The organism is Cryptosporangium aurantiacum (assembly GCF_900143005.1).
Taxonomy (GTDB): domain Bacteria; phylum Actinomycetota; class Actinomycetes; order Mycobacteriales; family Cryptosporangiaceae; genus Cryptosporangium; species Cryptosporangium aurantiacum.
Map to the genome: position 1 here is coordinate 22,010 of NZ_FRCS01000008.1, position 18,633 is coordinate 40,642.

The following is an 18,633-nucleotide window of genomic DNA, read 5'->3' on the forward strand; positions in this document are numbered from 1 at the left end:
TACTTCGGACGTGCGGGTGCTGATCGTCACGGTCGGGTCGCGAGGTGACGTCGCGCCCTATACAGGGCTGGCCGCCCGGCTGCGGGCGGCCGGCCACGCGGTGACGATCGCCACCCACCGTCCTTTCGAGACGCTGGTCACCGGCACCGGATGCGCGTTCCACGCCCTGCCCGGCGATCCGCAGACGCTCCTGAACGCCGCCGCGCTCTCGGTCCGCGCCGTGCCGGAGATCGTCCGGTACCTCGACCGGCTCGCCGCGGCGCTGGCGGACGCCGCCCGGCCCGGCGTCGACGTGCTGGTGGCCGGCAGCGCCACCGCGCCGCTGGTCGGCCGCCTCGGCGCCCGGCTCGGCGTCCCCGTGCTCGGCGCGTACCTGCAGCCGGCGCACCCGACGCGCGCGTTCCCCCCACCGATCACGGCCGCCCGGACGTTCGGCGGGCTCGGCAACCGTGTCGCCGCGCACGTCGTCCGAACGGTTCTCGACGGGTTCTCGGCTCCGGCCGCCCGCGCCCACCTGGGCGGCTCGCACCGCCCGCCCGACGCGGTGTACTACGGGTTCAGCCCGGCGGTGCTGCCACCGCCTCCGGACTGGCACCCGGACCTCCGCGTCGTCGGCTACTGGTGGCCGGAGCCGCCGGTCGACTGGCGTCCGCCCGCGTCGCTGGTCGAGTTCCTGGCCGCGGGAGACCCACCCGTCTATGTCGGGCTGGGCAGCCTCGGGGACGGTCCGCGCGCACGGCGGTTCGCCGCACTGGCCGTCCAGGAGTTACGCCGCCACGGCTTCCGCGTCGTGGCACAGGGACCCGCGCCGGCCGACGAGGGCGTCCTGCCGCTCGGCGACGTCCCGCATGCGCGCCTGTTCCCGCACGTGGCCGCGGTCGTGCACCACGGCGGGGCCGGAACCACCGCTGCGGCGCTCCGGGCCGGTGTGCCGGTGGTCCCGGTGCCGATCCAGGCCGACCAGCACCTGTGGGCCCGCAGGTCCGTGCAACTGGGGGTCGCGCCCGGGGCGCTCCGCCTGCGCTCAGCAACTGCAAACCGCCTGGTGGACGCCGTCCGTGCGGCCATCGGCGACCCGCAGTACCGGGCCAACACCGCTCGTCTCGCGGCCGTGCTGGCCGCGGAGGACGGGGCCGGCGCCGTCCTGGAAGGGATCGATCGCCTCGCGCGTTGACCTGTTACGGTCGTATTCGAACACCTCGTGAGGGAGACGAACGTGGCAGGTGACGACGACATCTCCGGGTGAGCCCGGAATGTGAGTCGGCTACGCGCACGCTGCGCCGTGGCCGCTGTCGTCGTTCCCCCGTTCCACCGCTGGGCTGCCCCCGGCATGCCCACGTTTCCACTCCGAGGGCTCACATGTCTTTTGTCACCTGTTCCGACCTGTCGTTCTCCTGGCCGGACGGCACCCTCGTGTTCAGCGGCCTGTCGTTCACCGTCGGCGAGGGCCGCACCGGCCTGGTCGCGCCGAACGGCGCCGGGAAGAGCACGCTGCTCAAGCTCATCGCGGGCGAGTACCGGCCGACCGGCGGCAGCATCTCGGCGGAGGGCCGGGTCGGTTACCTCCCGCAGACGCTGCCGCTGGCCGGTGACCTGTCGGTGGCCGACGTGCTCGGCATCGCACCGGTCATCCGGGCGCTGGACGCGCTGGAGGCCGGCGACGCCAGCGACGCGGTGCTGGCCACGATCGGCGACGACTGGGACGTCGAGGAGCGCACGCGCGCCCAGCTCGACCGGCTGGGGCTCGGCGGGCTCGCGTTCGACCGGCGCCTGGACACGCTCAGCGGCGGCGAGGTGATCTCGCTCGGCGTCGCGGCCCGGCTGCTGGAGCAGCCGGACGTCCTGCTGCTCGACGAACCCACGAACAACCTCGACCTGGACGCCCGGCAGGCGCTCTACCGGGTTCTCGACGACTGGCGGGGCTGCACGCTGGTGGTCAGCCACGACCGGGCCCTGCTCGACCGGATGGACCGGATCGCCGAGCTCGAGCGTGGGCAGATGCGCTTCTACGGTGGCAACTTCACCGCGTACGAGGACGCCGTCCGGGCCGAGCAGGAGGTCGCGGAGAAGAACGTCCGCAGCGCCGAGCAGGAGGTCAAACGCGAGAAGCGGGAGGCCCAGCTCGCCAAGGAACGGGCGGCACGCCGGTCGAGCAACGCGGCGCGCAACCTGAAGAACGCCGGGTTGCCGAAGATCGTCGCCGGGAAGTTCAAGCGCGACGCGCAGGAGTCGGCGGCGAAGGCGAACGAGACGCACTCCGCCCGGCTCGGCGACGCCAAGACGCGCCTGGACGAGGCCGAGCGGGCCCTGCGGGACGAGGCGACGATCGTGCTCGACCTGCCGGACACCCGGGTTCCCGCCGGGCGAACGGTGTTCAGCGGAGAACACATGCAGGTACGGCTCGGCGACCGCACGCTGTTCGCCGGCGACGGCGTCGACCTGACCGTGCGTGGACCGGAACGGGTCGCGCTGACCGGTCCGAACGGCGTCGGCAAGTCCACGCTGCTGCGGCTGATCGCCGGGGACGCCACACCGGTCAGCGGGGTGCTCCGGCACGCGGCGGGCCGCGTCGCCTACCTGTCCCAGCGTCTCGACCTGCTGGACCTCGACCGGACCGTGGCGGAGAACTTCGCCGCGTTCGCACCGGCGCGACCGGAGGCCGAGCGGTTGACGTTGCTGGCCCGGTTCCTGTTCCGGGGCGCGCGGGCGCACCTGCCGGTGGGCGTGCTCTCCGGCGGTGAGCGGCTCCGGGCCACGCTGGCGTGCGTGCTCTACGCCGAACCGGCGCCGCAGTTGTTGCTCCTGGACGAGCCGACGAACAACCTCGACCTGGTGAGCGTCGGGCAGCTGGAGAACGCCCTGGAAGCGTACGAGGGCGCGTTCATCGTGGTCAGCCACGACGAGACGTTCCTCCGTGCGCTCGGGATCAACCGCTGGTTGCGGCTGGCCGACGGCACGCTCGCCGAAGCGGCGCCGCCACTCCCGGTCTGACGCGTGCGCGACACCGGCGCGCTACGGCCCATCGCTCACATACCGGGCGTACCAAATGTGCAATTGTGGGAGATATGGAGGAATCGACCAGAGGAGCGTCGGCACCCGCCGACGCGGGCCGGCCCCTGGTGCGGACCCGCTTGGACGGCGCGGTCGCCGTCGTCATGCTGGACTCCCCGGCCAACCGCAACGCGCTCTCGCTGCCGGTGGTCACCGGCCTGATCGACGCGATGACCACCGCCGCCGAGGACAACGAGGTCCGGGTCGTCGTGCTCGTATCGGAGGGTGAGGTTTTCTGCGCCGGCGCGGACTTCACCGAGCTGACCGAGCCCGGCGACCACGACCCGGCCGTGTGCGCCGAGGCTCTGCTGACGCTGCTGCGCACGATGGTGGAGCTGCCGAAGCCGATCGTCACCCGGGTGCACGGCGAGGCGGTGGCGGCCGGGCTCGCGCTGATCGGCGCCAGCGACCTGGTGATCTCCGAGCGGAGCGCGACCTACGGCTTCACCGAGACCCGCATCGGCCTGGCGCCCGCGCTCGCCTCGCTGACCACGCTGCCGCGGATCGCGCCCCGGGCGGCGGCGCGGGCGTACCTCACCGGGGTGACGATCGACGCCGGGATCGCCGAGGAGATCGGCCTGGTCAGCCAGGTCGTCGACGACGAGATGCTGGACGCGGCCGTGGACTTCGCGGTCGCGAGCCTGCTGGCCGGGTCGCCGGGGGCGCTGGCGGCCACCAAGGAGATGCTCACCCGGCCGATCCGCGCGCAGCTGATCGAACACGGACCGGAGATGGTGAAGTCGTGGGCGCGGCTCAGCCTGTCCGCCGAGGCCAACGAGGGTATCGCGGCCCTGCTGGAGAACCGCCTCCCGCACTGGGCAGTGCCTGAGTGAGCGGCCCGCCGAGAACGACGCCCTCGCCGGCTCCAAGTCCGTAATTCAGGGATAAAGACCGCGCGTGCGCCCGTTCAAGCGGGCGAGGCCATGGAGGGCGTCGGTGTGGGGCGTCGCGACACCTACGGCGGCGGCGATCTCGCGGACGGCGCCGACCAGCGCGTCCAGTTCGATCGGGCGCCCCGACCGGGCGTCCTGCAGCATCGACGTGGTCATCGCACCGAGCTTGCGCGTGACGACCATCCGATCGGCGGGCGTCTCGTCGATGTGACAGCCGATCCGGTCACCGACCTCCGCGGCCTCCCGCATCACCGCGACGCAGAACTCGTGCACGAGCGGGTCGTCGAGGATCAGATCGCTGGTCGCTCCGGTCAGCACCGAGACGGGGTTCATCGTCATGTTGCCCCAGAGCTTGTACCAGACGTCGGCCTGGATCCGGTCGGACAGCGTCGTGGCGAATCCGGCCGCGGTGAGCAGCGCGGTCACCTCGGTGGCCCGGTCCGAGCGGCTGCCGTCCGGCTCGCCGATGATCAGCTCACGCCCGGCGTTGCGAGCCGCGAATCCCGGTTCGACGACCGACGCGCTGTAGTGGACGACGCCGCCGAGCACCCGGTCGGCAGGCACGGCCGCCGCCACCGACCCGTCCGGATCCACCGCCCGCAGCCGTAGCCCCCGCAGCTCCGCCGGAACACCGGCGCCCGCCGCGAAGAACCACCAGGGCACACCGTTCATCGCGGTGAGCACCGTGGTGTGCGGCCCGAGCAGCGGAGGCAGCGCGCGGACGGCGTCCACAAGGGCAGTGGCTTTGACGGAGAGCACCACCAGGTCCTGCACACCGAGCTCGGCCGGGTCGTCGCTCACGACGGCCGGCGCAGTCACGATCTCGCCGGCCGCGCCCTCGCGGAGGCGCCAGCCGTGCGTACGCAGCGCGTCCAGAGTGGCGCCGCGGGCCAGCGCGGCGGTCCGCACGCCGGACGCCGCCAGCCGGGCGCCCAGGACGCCGCCGACCGCGCCTGCGCCGACGATGCAGACGTTACGCAACTACGAGGGGCCTTCGGAGCGGTCGACCGGGCCCTCGCCGACCGGTTCCTCCTGGGTTTTCAGGTAGAAGCTGGTGAGCCGACCGCCGTTGTCCTCGGTCCACTCCGCGAAGACCGGGCTCTCGGTCTGCAGGATTCGGTGATAGGTGTCGAAGTCCTCGACCGGGAGGTAGGCCGTCAGCCGGTTGGGGGTGCCCAGGTTGCCCAGGCTGTTGCTGGGGGTGAACAGCACCACCGCGTCGGCCACCGGCGGACGTCCGTCCGGGTCGAAGACGAGGATGATCGAGTGCCAGGGGAACGGCCGCTCACCAGCGGTCTTGACCGCGCCGTAGGAGAGCACGTAGCGCGTCACGCGGAACGTCGGCACAGGAGTCCATTCAGTCGAGGAACGAAACCGGCTGCTAGGTACAACGGTATCGGTACGGCGTCCTGATCCGCGCGGTTATCGCGGCCGGGCAGCGGCTCGCAGCGCGCGGTAGAGCAGCTTGGGGTCACCGAGGCGACGACGGAGTGCGCGCTCCAGCCCGGCGATCGGGAACAGGTTCTGGGGTGCCCGGGAGTCCTTGAACTCCACCGACGCGTACCGGCAGAGCGTCTCCTGGCTCAGGTTCGCGAGCGCGACCGCGTCGGCCGCGGTCATCTCGGCCGCGCACTCCACCCGGACGACGCCCGCCCACGGAGCGCCGGCCGCGCCCGGTAGCCGCAGGTACCAGGCGTACCGGTGCCAGGAGGTGCCCATCCGGAACACCGGTGACCGGTGCGCCGCCTCCAGCCGCGCCACCACGCCGTTGAGCTGGGCCGGCAGGTATTCCGCGCGGTGGGTCTTGATGAAACCGATCGCCCGGGGCAGGTGCTGCCGCCCCCGCAACGGTCCGTCGACCACCAGCAGGTCGGCGCCGGTCGCGGCCTCGCTGAGCCCGTCGCGCGCCCGGCGGGCGGCTTCCACCTCGACGTCCGCGAGCTGGTTCTGGACGCCGAGGCTCAACGCGTCCGCGTCGTCCCGCCGCACCTTGTGCAGCGCGTAAACACCCGCAGCGGTGGTGACCTCCGTTGCCTCGTCGGCCGCCGTGAACACTCCGCGGCGTACTTGGACGGTCGGCACCGTCGCGCCGGAAGCGGTGCAGCAGACGACACCGGCGGCGTAGGAGGCACAAATCGCCAGCGAGGCCGTCGGCCCGTTGTGCACCCAGAGCTGGGCATCGATGCGCCGGACGCCGTCGACGAACAGCACCGCGGAGGGCGCTTCCACCGGGCTCGGCTCGATCGGCTTCCAGTCGGCAGGGTCCCGCTCGACGTCGAGGTCGACCCGGGCGCTCGACTTGGTCCGAGACGCGTCGTCCTCGGTGCTGGTGCCGTAACCGGGGTCCCAGGCGTCGACGGAGAACCTCATTGCATCACCTTCGTCACCACGGACGTGCGCTGATCGCGGCTGACCTCGAACCGTACCGGCACCCGCTCGGCGAGCGCGGCGACGTGCGTGACCAGCCCCACCATCCGGTCGCCACCGGCCGCCAAGTTCTCCAGCGTCGCGGCGACCACCTCCAGCGTCGCCTCGTCGAGCGTGCCGAAGCCCTCGTCGAGGAAGATCGCGTCGAGCCGGGCGGCTCCGGACGCCGCCATTGTCGAGAGGTGGGCCGAGAGCGCGAGCGCCAGCGCCAGGCTCGCCTGGAAGGTCTCGCCACCGGAGAGCGTCTTGACCGGCCGCCTGCTGTCGGCGTCGGCGTGGTCGACGATGACGAACTCACCGGCCTCGTGGGTGAGCGCGAACTGACCGCCGGACAGCTCGTTCAGCGTCGCGGACGCCTCGGCCACCAGCAGGTCGAGCGCGGACGCCACCAGCCAGCGCGGGAACGCGTCGGACCGGAGCAGCTGGCCGAGCTGCCGGGCCACGTGTTGAGCCTCGTCCGCCGCTTTCCGCCGCTCGGCCAGCTCGGCAGCTTCCCGGCGCCGTTCGGCGAGGCGCCGCTCGGCGGCGCGGGCCTCGGCGAGGGTCGTGGCGAGCGCGGGCGCGGCGGTCTCGGCCAGCGGTCTGTCGGGCGGAACCGGCACCGCGAGCGCGTCGAGCGACTCGGCGAGGTCGTGTTCCCGGCCGGCGAGAAGCCGGTCGGCGGCGTGGACCGCCTCGTCGGCGGCGGCGAGCTGCTCGGTGCGGGTGGCCGCCGCCGCGACTGCCCACTCGGCGAACGCCCGCCAGCCACCCACCGGGTCGTCGGAGGGGATCGCCGGAGCGCCGAGCGACACGAGCGGCTCGCGGACCGCGGTCAGCCCGCGGACCGTCGTCGCGACCTCCTCGTACGCGGCCTTCTCGGCGCGCTGCGCGGCGGTCAGCGCGTTCCGAGCGGCCCGCAGCTGCTGGTCGGCGTCGCGGGCGGCCCGCTCGAGCGCGTCGAGCTCGGCCAGCGTCGCGGCGAGCGCGGCGGCGTCCGGCGCGTCGCCCAGCTGGGCGGTGAGCGTCTGCGCGGTGCGGTCGGCGGCGGCCAGCTCGGCGGCGGCACGCTGTTCGGCGCGGGCGGCCTCGGTGTGCGCGCGGCGGGCGGCGGTGAGCCGCTCCCCGGCGACCGTCAGCGCGTGTTCGGCCTCGGCCTGACGCTCGTCGGCTGCCTCGGCGCTCTTTTCCGCGTCGGTGAGCTGGCTTCTGCGCTCCTCCGCCGCGGACGCCGCCCAGCCGGCCAGCGCCGCCCAGCCGGCCGCGACGTCCTCGACCAGGCCGGCCGGTGCGCCGAGCGGAGCCAGCGCGTCACGAGCCTCGCGGAGTGCGGAGCGAACGCCGCTCGCCTCGGCGTCGACCTTGGCGGCGTCGCGGTCGGCGTCCGCGCGGGCGGCCCTGGCGGCCATGAGCGCGGCGTCGGCGGCGCGGGCGGCGGCGTCGAGCGCGTCCCGGGCCGTGAGCCACCGGTCGATCTCCTCGAGCCCCAGAAGGTCGCCGCTGTTGCCCGCGGCCGCGGCGGCCGGCGCTCGGTCGCCGCCGTCGCGGGCCTCCGCGAGGTCGCCGTCGGCGGCGGGGGCCGCCGCGCGGCTGCGGCGGGTCGGCGGGCGCTTGCCGCGTGACGCCGCGGGGCCGCGGCGGACGGTCTCGTGGAGGGCCGGGTCGGCGAGCACCGTCTGGAGACGGTCGATCGCCTCGTCCGCAGTGGCCAGCGCGGCCTCGGCGGACCGAAGCACGTCCGTGGACGCGCTCCGGCCGGCCACCGCCGCGTCGGCGGCGCGCTGGGCTTCGGTGACGCGCCGGTCGGCGTCGGCCGCGCCGTGCTGGTCGTCGAGCGGCGGCGGCAGCGTCGCCACCGACTGCGCACAGACCGGGCAAGGCTCCCCCGCCACCAGGTGCGGACGCAGCACCGCCGCGGTGCGGGTGCGCGCCTCGGCGTCGCGCTCCGACCGGGCCTGCTCCAGCGCGTCCTGCGCCCGGCGGACGTCCCGCTCGGCGTCGTCCAGCGCTGCCGCCGCGGCCGTCCGGCGTTCGACCAGCGCCGGGCGGCCGCCCGCTACCGCGTCCAGCTCGACCCGCGCGCGCCGCGCCGACTCCACCGGTCCCCGCGGCGGAGCAGCCGCCACCGCCGCGCGAGCCGCCGAGTCCGCGGCCTCCGCCTCGGCCAGCACCGACCCGGCACGCGCCGCCGCCTCCCGCGCCGACCGCAGCCGCGAGTCCAGCTCCCCCACCGCCGCCGGTACCGTCACCGACTCCAACCGGGCCCGCTCCGCCCGCAGACGCACCACCGCACTCCCGGCAGCGTCGGCCGCGGACACCGCCTCGAGCTGCGCGGTGCGCGCCTGCTCCACGACCTGCTCGGCGGCGACCACCCTGGCCTCGGCGTTGCTCAGCGCCTCGGCCGCCTCCGCCTGGCGCTCCACCAGCGCGGGCCGCCCCTCCACCAGCGCGTCCAGCTCCGCCCGGGCGCGCCGCGCGTGCTCCAGCGGGCCGCGCTCCGGGGCCGCCGCCACCGCTGCCCGCGCCGCCGAATCCGCGGTCTCCGCGTCCGCCAGCGCTTCACCGACCTTCGCCGCCACCCCGCGCGCCGACCGGAGCGCGGCGTCGAGCTCACCCAGGCTCGCCGGGACCTCCACCGCGGCCAGCCGCTCCCGTTCGGCGGACAGGCGGGCCACGGTCTCCCGGGCGGTGCGGGCCTGCTGAGCGGCCGCGGCCAGCTCCGGGAGTGCGGTGGCCACCTGCGCTTCGGCGTCGACCAGCGCGGCGACCCGCGCCTCGGCCGCGGCCAGTGCGTCATCGGTGGCGTCGTCGTACCGGCCGAGCTGTTCGGCGAGCAGTTCGGCGTTCTGCCGCTCGCGGGCGGCCTCGGTGTTCGCGGCCCTCGCGATCTGGTCGTAGACCTCCAGCCCGAGAAGCTTGACCAGGATCTTCTGCCGGTCACCCGCCCGGGCGTGCAGGAACTCGGCGAAGTCGCCCTGCGGCAGCACGACACACGTGCAGAAGTGCTCGAACGTCAGGCCGAGGAGACGCTCGACGGCCGGGGTGACTTCCTTGTCGGCGGCGACCAGGTCGGTGTCGTCCTCCAGGTCGCCGAGCGCGGCCGGGTCGGCCAGCCGCTCCAGCCGGACGTTCTTCACGGTGACCGAGCCGGACGCCGCCCGCCGCAACTCCCGGACGACGACGTACCGCTCCGGCCCGACGTCGAACAGCAGCCGGACCGTGCCGCGCGTCGCGGTCGGCGCCAGCGCCAGCGCGACCTTCCGCTTGTCGTCCCAGCGCGGGACGCTGCCGAACAGCGCGAACGTGATCGCGTCGATGACCGTGGACTTGCCCGCGCCGGTGGGACCGACCAGCGCGAAGTAGTCGGCCTCGGCGAAGTCGACGGTGGTCGGCTCGCGGAACGAACCGAACCCGGCCATGTCCAGGAGTACCGGTCGCATGTCGTCCCCCTTAGTGCGCCGGCGCGTCGGTGGTCGTCGTCACGTCGTCGTGCAACCGGCCGAACAGCGCCTGGACCCGGTCGTCGACGACCGCGCGCTCGGCGCAGAACTCGGCGAACAGCTCCGCCGGTCCGTTCTTTCCCTGGGTCCGATCCGGCCGGGCTATCTGCAGCGGGGCCGCGAACTCCGGGTCGATCCGCACCTCCAGCGCGCCGGGAAGCACCGCCTGGACCTCCTCCCGCAGACCGGCGCGAGCCGGTTCGCGGATGATCACCCGCAGGTAGGCGTCCGCGTACTCGGCAGCGTGTTCGCCCAGCTCGGCGACCGTGCCGGAGATCGTGCGAAGCCTGCGCGCGCTGGTCAGCGGCAGGTCGGTGACCCGGGCCGGAGTGGACGGTGTGGCCTCGACCAGGCAGACCGTCGGCGTGTTGTCCTGCTCACCGAAGTCGACCGCCAGCGGAGCGCCGGAGTAGACCACCGGGCAGGCCGCGGGCAGCGTCTGCCGCCGGTGCAGGTGGCCGAGCGCGACGTAGTGGGCGTCGGCGGGAAACGCACCGGCGGGCACGTGGTACTCGAAGATCGACTGGGCGGCCCGTTCACCGCCGCCCAGCGCGCCGCCGGTGACCGTGAGGTGTGCGGTGACGAGGTTGACCGCGTCGTCCGCGAACCCTGCGGTGAGCGTCGTGAGCAGGTCACGGATCAGCTGGTCGTAACCCGCGCTGTTCTCGGCGGGTGTGTTCGCGACGAGTTCCGCGGCGCGGATCGCGTGCCGCTGGGACAGGAACGGCAGCACCGCGACCCGGACCGGCTCCCCGGTGTGCGGCGCGGTGAACGTGACGACACCCCCGCTCTCGGCGGTGCGGACGCTGCCCACCATCGTGATGCCCGCGACGTTCATCAGCGGCCGGTAGGCGTCGAACGTCCGCGGGTGGTCGTGGTTGCCTGCGATCGCGACGACCTCGGCGCCGGTGTCGCGCAGCGCCATCAACGCCCGGACGACGAGTTCCTGCGCCTCGGCCGAGGGAGCCGCCGAGTCGTAGAGGTCACCGGCGACCAACACCGCGTCGACCTGGTGTGTTCGCGCGAGAGTGACGATCTCGCGGAGCACCGCACGCTGCTCGTCGAGGCGGTTACGGCCCTTGAGGACCTTGCCCACATGCCAGTCGGAGGTGTGCAGGAACTTCACGGCACAGAACGCTAGCTCACTCCTGCGACAGAACGTGCCCACCGCGTCCGGGGCGGACCCCTTCCGGCGCGTCATAGCTAGCCCGAACGGGTCCACTCCAACGGCCCGAGCGGACAGCCAGGCCCGCACGCGGTTGGTGCGCCGGTCCAGCCACGAGCGCGGAGGATGGCTGCGACCTCGGCGGCTATCGCGCACGGACGCCACCGGACGTCCTGCCAGCCGTATCGAAGGGTCGTTTCTCCGCGACGCGCGGCGGCGTTGTCCCGGATCATGTCCCGCCATGCCGCGGGAACACGCTGATGCACGACCCGCCCGTCGAGCTCGATCGTCGTCCGGTACTCATCGAGGTGGACATCCTGCCGCGTACCACCCACGGGACGCTGCCGTGTGCCGGACGGAAGGCCGTGGGCCCGTTCGACGTCAACGAGGTAGTGCCACTCCAACGCCGAATGGGCGCCCCCGCTGACGTCGTCCAGCACCGCGAGGAACTCCGCGCGGCGAGGCATCGTCGGATAGCCGAGAGCCAGTTCCCGCACCTCCTCCAGAACCGAGTGGTACTGCTGAGCCACCCGGCCGAGCACGGCCGCCACGCCCGCCGGATCCGTAGCCTCCACACAGACATCGATGGCCGTCCGCGCGACCCCGGTACACGGCGGCGAACCGACCGGCACCACCTGGATCCGGGTGCGATGGACGACCAGGCCACGCCTCGATCGCACGTTCCGGGGCCGGGGGATCGTCAGGTGGATCACCGGCTCGCCCCGGTCGGGCAGCAGACGCCAGATCGCCCCGGCAGTCGTATGGCTCAGCACGGCACCAGTACCCGCGTGCAGAAGCGCGACCCAGTACCTGGTCAGCACCGGCAACGGCCCGGTGAAAGTGACATAGATACCAGGGATCGGGCACCGCCACCGCCCGGCGGCGAGATGCGCGGCGATGTCACCGCGGCTGAAGCCACGCCCGATCAGCTGACCACGCGACACCGCGCCCTGCTGGCGCCGGAGCAGCTCCTCCCAGGCCATCGGCTCGTCCACCCGACCACCGTGCCCGCACCCGCCCGCCGCACGGGGGCCCGCGAGTGATCTGTGGATCACCGCCGGAAGCGGACCCGTTCGGGCTAGCTATGACGCGCGCAAACGGGTCCGCTCCCCCGTCAGAACGGCGCGTCGTCGGCGGGGGCGGCGGGCAGCCGCTTGAAGGGGTCGCGACCAGTGATCTCGCCGGTCACCGGGTTCACCGTGGTCGGCGGCGTCCCCGCCGGGGTATCCCCGGCCTCGCTGCGCCTCGTGGCCCACGCCGGGAACGGGAACTCGACCGCGAGCGGCACCGGGATCTCCGGCTGCGCGACGAACATCGTGCCGGGCTTCGCCAGCGTGACCCGCTGCCGCTGGCCCGGCGGCAGGAACCCGTACTCGGGCCGCCCCGCCTCCGCCGGATCGAGCCGCCCCACGACCTTGATCGAGCTGTTCGAGATGATCCGCCGCTCGACCTCGCTGGCGGTCTGCTGCGCCCCGATCAGGATGATGCCCAGCGAGCGGCCCCGCTCGGCGATGTCGAGCAGCACCTCCTTGATGGGGCTGGACCCCTCCCGCGGCGCGTACTTGTTCAACTCGTCGAGCATCGTGAACAGCAGCCCGCCGGCCCCGGCCTCCTCCTTGCGGGCGGTCTCCGCGGCCAGCACGACACCGACCACGAACCGCTGCGCCCGCTCCGGCAGATTGTGCAGGTCAACCACGGTCAGCTGCTGGTTCTCCGTCGACACTCGGCGGGTCGGCGTCTCCGGCAGGTCACCGCGGATGAGCGGCCGCAACGCCCGCAACGAGGACCGCAGCCGGCGCAGGAACGCGTTCACGGTGCCGGCACCGGTCACCGGACCGGCCCAGGCCGAGCGGGTGTCGTCGTCGGCGAGTTTGTCGGCGATCAGATCGACGAGCTGGTCGTAGGTGCGCACCGGGCGGCCGTCGATCGTGACCGCACCGTCGGTGCCCGCCGGGACGGCGTCCATCCGCAGACGGGCGGCGACCTGGTGGATCACCATCGTGTACTGGTTGCGCTCGTCCTCCGCGTCCGCGAAGACGAACGGCAGCAGCTCGCTGCGGCAGAACTCGGCGATCGTCCACCAGAACGCGTGGACGCCGGTCGCCCGCTCCCGGACGTCGGGCCGCCCGGTCGTGTCGCCGGGCAGCGGCGGCGCGTAGAACCCGGTGGAGGCGAACGGCTCGGCGGGCAGCCCCATGATCGCGTACTGCGCCCGGAGTGATTCGTCCAGCTTGGTGTTCGTATGGTCGAGGAACAACAGGTCCTCGCCCTTGACGCTGAAGATCAGCGCCTTGGTGTTCACCGTCCGGCGCCCCAGCACACCCGACCGGAACAGGCCGTAGAGCAGGAACAACGCGAAGCTCGTTTTGGTCGCGACGCCGGAGACGCCGGAGATCGACACGTGCGCGCCCCGGGTGCCGTCGAGAAAGTCGAGGTTGACGTAGATCGGCGTCCCGTCGCGGCCGAGGCCGACCGGCACCTTCCGGTCCATCCGGTCGAAGTAGAGCGCGATCGCCCGCTCCTCGCCGGTGGCGCGACGCACCGGCTCGCCGGGGCGCGGCGGCACGTACACCTCGGGCTCGACCCGGGTGGTGGCGATCTCCGCCACCTCCTGCACCTGCGCCGGGAGGACGCCGTCGGCGATCAGGAACACGTCCGAGCTGAACTGCGCGCCCTCGTGCCGCGCGGTGACCTGGGTGACGACGCCCGCGGTGAGCACCGGGCCCAGCCCCGGCACGTCGCGGACGGTGACCACCACGTCGTCGAGCTGCAGATACGCGTCGTCCCGGAGCGCCACATGGAACTGCAGCGGGGTGGCGTCTTCGGTGCCCAGCACCCGGCCTACCCACGGGAGGACGGCAGGCTCCACGGCGCCCCCTTCGGCGAGCCAGCTCGGCGCGGCCGTCATCGTTGCGTCCCGGTCAGAATCAGGTGCCCCATGACCACCGGACGCTACCCCACCCGTCGGACAATCCCGTCTACGCGGAGAGCGCCGGCTGCGGAGCCGCGGTACCCGCCGCGGCACCCGCCGCGGACAGCGCCTGCGGAGCCGCCGGGGCGAGCGCGGCGAGCAACAGATCGGCCAGCTCCGCGGCGGGTAGCGGCCGCGCGAACAAGTAGCCCTGTCCCTTCCGGTAGCCCAGCTCGTGCAGGCGCGCCGCCTGCGCGGCGTCCTCCACGCCCTCCGCGACCGTGTCCAGCTCCAGGCCGCGCGCGACCTGGCAGAGGAACTCGACGATCACCGCGCGGTCGCCGGGCTCGGTGACGCCGTCCACGAACGACTTGTCCACCTTCAGGATGTCGACCGGGCAGGTCAGCAGCAGCCCCAGCGACGAGTGGCCGGTGCCGAAGTCGTCCAGCGCGACCCGGACGCCGAGCGCCCGCAGCGCGTGCAGCGCCTCGACCGCCCGCCCGCCGCCGAACACCGCGGTCTCGGTCACCTCGACGACCAGGTACTCCGCGGGCAGCCCCGAGTCGGCGAGCGCCGCGGCCACGTCGTCGACGAAGTCCGGCTCGTCCAGCTGACGGGGCGACACGTTGACGCAGACCCGCGACGGCGCGGCGCCGCCGTACACGGCCGACCACGCAGCAGCCTGCCCGCAGGCCTCGCGCAACACCCAGCGGCCGAGCGGGACGATCAGCCCGCTGCGCTCGGCGACCGGGATGAAGCGGTCCGGCGGGATCAGCCCCCGCTCCGGGTCGTGCCAGCGGACGAGCGCCTCCACCCCGGCGATCCGCTGCTCGGGCAGCGTGACGATCGGCTGGTAGACGACCCGGAAGTCGCCGCGGCCCAGACCGTCGCGCAGGCCGGCGGCCAGGCGGGCCGCCTCGACCGCGGACGCGTCCATCGCCGGGACGAAACGCGCCCAGCCACCGGCGCCGGTCTTCGCCGCGTACATCGCGACGTCGGCCCGACGGATCAGCTCGTTGGAGTCGGCGGCCACCCATCCGTCGGCCAGCCCGACGCTGGCCCGGATCCGCAGCTCGTGACCGTCGATCCGGAGCGGCTCCGCGAGCGCGGCGAGGATCTGCCCGACCCGGGCCGCCGGCCGCTCCGGGTCGGTACGCACACCACGGAACAGCACCGCGAACTCGTCCCCGCCGAGCCGGGCAACGGTGTCACCCTCCCCGACGGCCTCCCGGATCCGCGCCGCCGCAGCGACCAGCAACTGATCGCCGACGATGTGCCCGAGCCGGTCGTTGACCGACTTGAAGTCGTCCAGGTCGATCAGCGCCATCGCCACGTCGTCGGCAGCGGCCGGGGACGTCAACGCGGCATCGATCCGCTCGGCCAGCAGAACGCGGTTGGCCAGCCCGGTCAGCCCGTCGTGGCTCGCCTGGAACGTCAACCGATTCTCCGACGTCCGCAGTTCCGCGACGGTCTGGTCGAGCTGGTCGACCAGCCGGCCGTTCTCCCGGAAGCTCACCAGCTGCCGGGCCGCCACCAGCGCGGTCACCAGCACCGCACCGAGGATGACCGGCTGCTCGTCGCGGTGGCCCTGGACGGTGTGCAGCAGCAGGACGTCGGTGAGCGCGATCGCGACGTATGGCAGCAGGTACAGCCATCGGAACCGCCCCGGACGCGGTTCGGCCGCCACCGGCGACGCGTCCAGCGCGGCCAGCGCCGCCCGCCGCTGCCGCTCCACCGCCGCGGTGAGGAAGAGATAGGCCAGCGGGAACGACAGCAGCGACGAGTTGACGTACGGCCGGACCGCGAAAAGCGGCGTGAGCCCCGCCGTGCTCGCCGAGGTGAGCGCGGCGAGCGCGAGGAGTTGCAGCGCACCGGCGTCGACCTGCCGGACGCCGGCGAACGAGATCTTCAGCAACGCCAGGACGCCGAGGAAACCCGCCGCGACGGTCCCCACCAGCGGGAGCGTCGAGCCGGTCGCCGCCACGAAGCCGCCGGCCGACCGCAGCGCGAAGTACCAGGTGAACAGCGCGCTCCCGGCCAGCACCGTGCCCGCGTCCAGCGCGAACGTCACCCACGCGGTCCGCGTCATCCGGTTGACCGGCACCATCAGCAGCGCGACCAGGATCAAGCCCAACCCGGCCAGGAAGCACGACGTCGTCCGCAGGGTCATCACCTGGCTGGGACCGCCCGGATGCCCGACCGCGTCGACGAGCTGGCTCACCGCACCGACCGCGATCAGGCCGACCGCGGCGGCGATCATCCGCCAGAACCGGCGGGACGCGTCCGGGAGCGGCGTCGCGACCACCAGCCGGCCGGTTGCCACCACCCCGATCAGCACGACGGCGAGCGGCGGGATCCAGCCGACGATCGGCGGCGCGATCGGACCGTTCCAGGCGAGCACCAGGTAACCGAAGCTGAGCAACGCGCACAGCAACGCCGCCCGGGTCAGCCGCCCCGGCTGCTCGGTGAGACGTACACGCATGGTCACGGCGTTCCATCGGCGCCGCCGTGCCGACTCGCGAGCCTTCCCCCACGAATCAACCGTTCTGCACCGACGGCCGCCCCTAACCGTCGCCGATTCGCCGCGTGCGGGAGATGTTGCGCAGGCGACGCGGTCATCCAACCGAAGGGAAACAGCGAATTTTTAGCGTCGGGCAACGCCGGACGAGAGGGAACCCGATGGCAGTGCCCACAGCACCCACCGAGACCACCACCACACCCACGACCACGGCGGCCGCGCCGGTACGCCGCTCAGGCCGCTGGATCGACGACTGGCGCCCCGAGGACCCCGAGTTCTGGGCAGCGGGCGGCAAAAAAGTCGCCCGCCGCAATCTGATCTTCTCGATCCTCTCCGAGCACATCGGGTTCTCGATCTGGACCATGTGGTCCGTTCTCGTCCTGTTCCTGCCCGCCGCCGAGTACGGGCTGACCCCGGACGACAAGTTCCTGCTCACCGCGGTTCCCGCGTTCGTCGGCTCGTTCCTCCGCCTGCCCTACACGTTCGCGGTGGCGAAGTTCGGCGGCCGGAACTGGACGATCGTCTCGGCGAGCCTCCTGCTCATCCCGGCGATCGCCACCGCGATCGTGCTGGAGCCGGGCGTCTCGTTCAGCACGCTGCTGATCGTGGCCGCGTTCGCCGGGGTCGGCGGCGGCAACTTCTCCAGCTCGATGGCGAACATCAACGCGTTCTACCCGAACCGCCTCAAGGGCATGGCGCTCGGCCTGAACGCGGCCGGTGGCAACCTGGGCGTCGCGCTCGTGCAGATCGTCGGCCTGATCGTGCTGGCCGCCGCGGGCGGGGTGGCCGCCAGCGTCGAACCGCGTCTGGTGCCCGCCCTGTACATCCCGGCGATCGTGCTGGTCACCGTGCTCTCCGCGGTGAAGATGGACAACCTCAGCCACGCAAGCAACGACAAGCGCGCGATGCGGGACGTGATCAAGGACCGCCACAGCTGGATCATGTCGCTGCTGTACATCGGCACGTTCGGCTCGTTCATCGGCTTCAGCTTCGCGTTCGGCCAGGTCCTGACCCAGTTCCTGGTGCCGGACAACCTGCCGGCCGGAGTCACCGTCGCGACCGCCGATCCGGCCGTGCTCAAGGCCGCCCAGGCCGCGGCCTCGCTGGACGCGCTGAAGGTGATCTTCCTCGGCCCGCTGCTCGGCTCGATCGCCCGCCCCGCCGGTGGCTGGCTGGCCGACCGCTTCGGCGGCGCCCGGATCACGCTCGTCACGTTCGTCGGCATGGGCCTCTTCGCCGGCCTGGTGCTGCTGGCCTCGCAGGAGAAGTCGCTGGCGCTGTTCTACGTCGGCTTCATCTCGCTGTTCATCCTGAGCGGCGTCGGCAACGGCTCGACCTACAAGATGATCCCGGCGATCTTCCGCGCCAAGGCTCAGCGCCACGCGTCCGAGGGCGCTGACGCCGACTGGGAAGCGAACGAGGCCCGCCGCCTGTCCAGCGCGCTGGTCGGCGTCGCGGGCGCGATCGGCGCGTTCGGTGGAGCGCTCGTGCAGATCATGTTCCGCCAGTCGTTCCTGACCTACAAGAACGCCGACGCGGCCTACCTCGGGTTCATCGGCCTCTACGTCGTCTGCTTCGCAGTCACCTGGTTCGTGTACCTGCGCAAGTCCCCGTCCAAGCTCGCGGGCGTCTAGGGCGATATCTACGCCTGCATGGCTGAGGGCCGGTCGCTTCCGCGACCGGCCCTCACCGCGTCCACCGAGTCGTCCCGCCCGCCCGTGCGTGGTTGCTCACCCACCCTCGCGCGCTGGGGGTGTGCAGGGTTAAGCGAGCTGCCAGTCTTCGTATTCGAAGCCGGGGGCGACGATGCAACTCACGAGTACGGGGGCATCGCCCGCGGGGCGGGCGGCCTGCCACTGGCCTCCGGGCACCAACCCCTGAAACTGGTGCCCGGCGGTCAAATCCGGTCCGAGTACCAGCTCGCGCGCATCGTCCGCATCCGGGCCGGACGCGATCGTGAGCACCAGCGGGCCGCCGCTCTGCCAGAGCCACAGCTCGTCCGAGCGCACCACGTGCCACCGGGACACCTCGCCGGGCGCGAGCAGGAAGTAGATGCCGGTGGCCGCCGCCCGCGGACCGGGATATCCGTCCGGCCGGAACTCCACCGGCGACCGCCAGGTCTGCCGGAACCACCCGCCCTCCGGGTGCGGTTCGAGGTCGAGTGCCTGCGCCAACGCCGGTTTTGTCAC

13 protein-coding genes are annotated in these 18,633 nt (G+C 73.0%); 4 read left to right on the forward strand and 9 right to left on the reverse strand.

The window, feature by feature from the left end:
* Positions 1-10: 10 nt before the first annotated feature.
* From BUB75_RS25145 to BUB75_RS25155, 3 genes are all read left to right on the forward strand, one after another.
* Positions 11-1,174, forward strand: coding sequence for a glycosyltransferase (locus tag BUB75_RS25145; RefSeq protein WP_073260290.1), 1,164 nt, complete (start codon positions 11-13; stop codon positions 1,172-1,174).
* 185 nt (positions 1,175-1,359) lie between these two features.
* Positions 1,360-2,991: a ribosomal protection-like ABC-F family protein gene (abc-f, locus tag BUB75_RS25150; protein WP_073260291.1), complete on the forward strand. Its 1,632-nt coding sequence runs from the start codon at positions 1,360-1,362 to the stop codon at positions 2,989-2,991.
* A gap of 74 nt (positions 2,992-3,065) precedes the next feature.
* Positions 3,066-3,884: an enoyl-CoA hydratase-related protein gene (locus tag BUB75_RS25155; RefSeq protein WP_073260292.1), complete on the forward strand. Its 819-nt coding sequence runs from the start codon at positions 3,066-3,068 to the stop codon at positions 3,882-3,884.
* A gap of 45 nt (positions 3,885-3,929) precedes the next feature.
* Here BUB75_RS25155 and BUB75_RS25160 read toward each other — a convergent pair whose 3' ends face one another.
* From BUB75_RS25160 to BUB75_RS25195, 8 genes are all read right to left on the reverse strand, one after another.
* Complete coding sequence (locus BUB75_RS25160) at positions 3,930-4,925, reverse strand: 2-dehydropantoate 2-reductase (protein WP_073260293.1); 996 nt, start codon at positions 4,923-4,925, stop codon at positions 3,930-3,932.
* Positions 4,926-5,291 (reverse strand): hypothetical protein, encoded by a 366-nt coding sequence (locus tag BUB75_RS25165; protein ID WP_073260294.1) that lies wholly within the window; start codon positions 5,289-5,291, stop codon positions 4,926-4,928.
* A 75-nt stretch (positions 5,292-5,366) separates the two neighbouring features.
* On the reverse strand, positions 5,367-6,314 hold the full coding sequence (locus BUB75_RS25170) for a hypothetical protein (protein ID WP_073260295.1): 948 nt from the start codon (positions 6,312-6,314) through the stop codon (positions 5,367-5,369).
* On the reverse strand, positions 6,311-9,790 hold the full coding sequence (locus BUB75_RS25175) for an AAA family ATPase (RefSeq protein ID WP_073260296.1): 3,480 nt from the start codon (positions 9,788-9,790) through the stop codon (positions 6,311-6,313). The genes BUB75_RS25170 and BUB75_RS25175 overlap by 4 nt, the downstream gene beginning before the upstream one ends.
* 10 nt (positions 9,791-9,800) lie before the next feature.
* On the reverse strand, positions 9,801-10,976 hold the full coding sequence (locus tag BUB75_RS25180; protein ID WP_073260597.1) for an exonuclease SbcCD subunit D: 1,176 nt from the start codon (positions 10,974-10,976) through the stop codon (positions 9,801-9,803).
* A 77-nt stretch (positions 10,977-11,053) separates the two neighbouring features.
* On the reverse strand, positions 11,054-12,010 hold the full coding sequence (locus BUB75_RS46450; RefSeq protein WP_178379977.1) for a PDDEXK family nuclease: 957 nt from the start codon (positions 12,008-12,010) through the stop codon (positions 11,054-11,056).
* A gap of 119 nt (positions 12,011-12,129) precedes the next feature.
* Complete coding sequence (locus BUB75_RS25190; protein WP_218617748.1) at positions 12,130-13,923, reverse strand: ATP-binding protein; 1,794 nt, start codon at positions 13,921-13,923, stop codon at positions 12,130-12,132.
* A 70-nt stretch (positions 13,924-13,993) separates the two neighbouring features.
* A complete protein-coding gene (locus tag BUB75_RS25195) occupies positions 13,994-16,408 on the reverse strand; it encodes a putative bifunctional diguanylate cyclase/phosphodiesterase (RefSeq protein ID WP_073260297.1) in 2,415 nt (804 codons plus the stop codon).
* A gap of 197 nt (positions 16,409-16,605) precedes the next feature.
* Between BUB75_RS25195 and BUB75_RS25200 the strand changes: the two genes are divergently transcribed.
* Positions 16,606-18,078, forward strand: coding sequence for an MFS transporter (locus BUB75_RS25200; RefSeq protein WP_073260298.1), 1,473 nt, complete (start codon positions 16,606-16,608; stop codon positions 18,076-18,078).
* A 129-nt stretch (positions 18,079-18,207) separates the two neighbouring features.
* Here the strand turns inward: BUB75_RS25200 and BUB75_RS25205 are convergent, their stop codons facing one another.
* Complete coding sequence (locus BUB75_RS25205; RefSeq protein WP_073260299.1) at positions 18,208-18,633, reverse strand: cupin domain-containing protein; 426 nt, start codon at positions 18,631-18,633, stop codon at positions 18,208-18,210.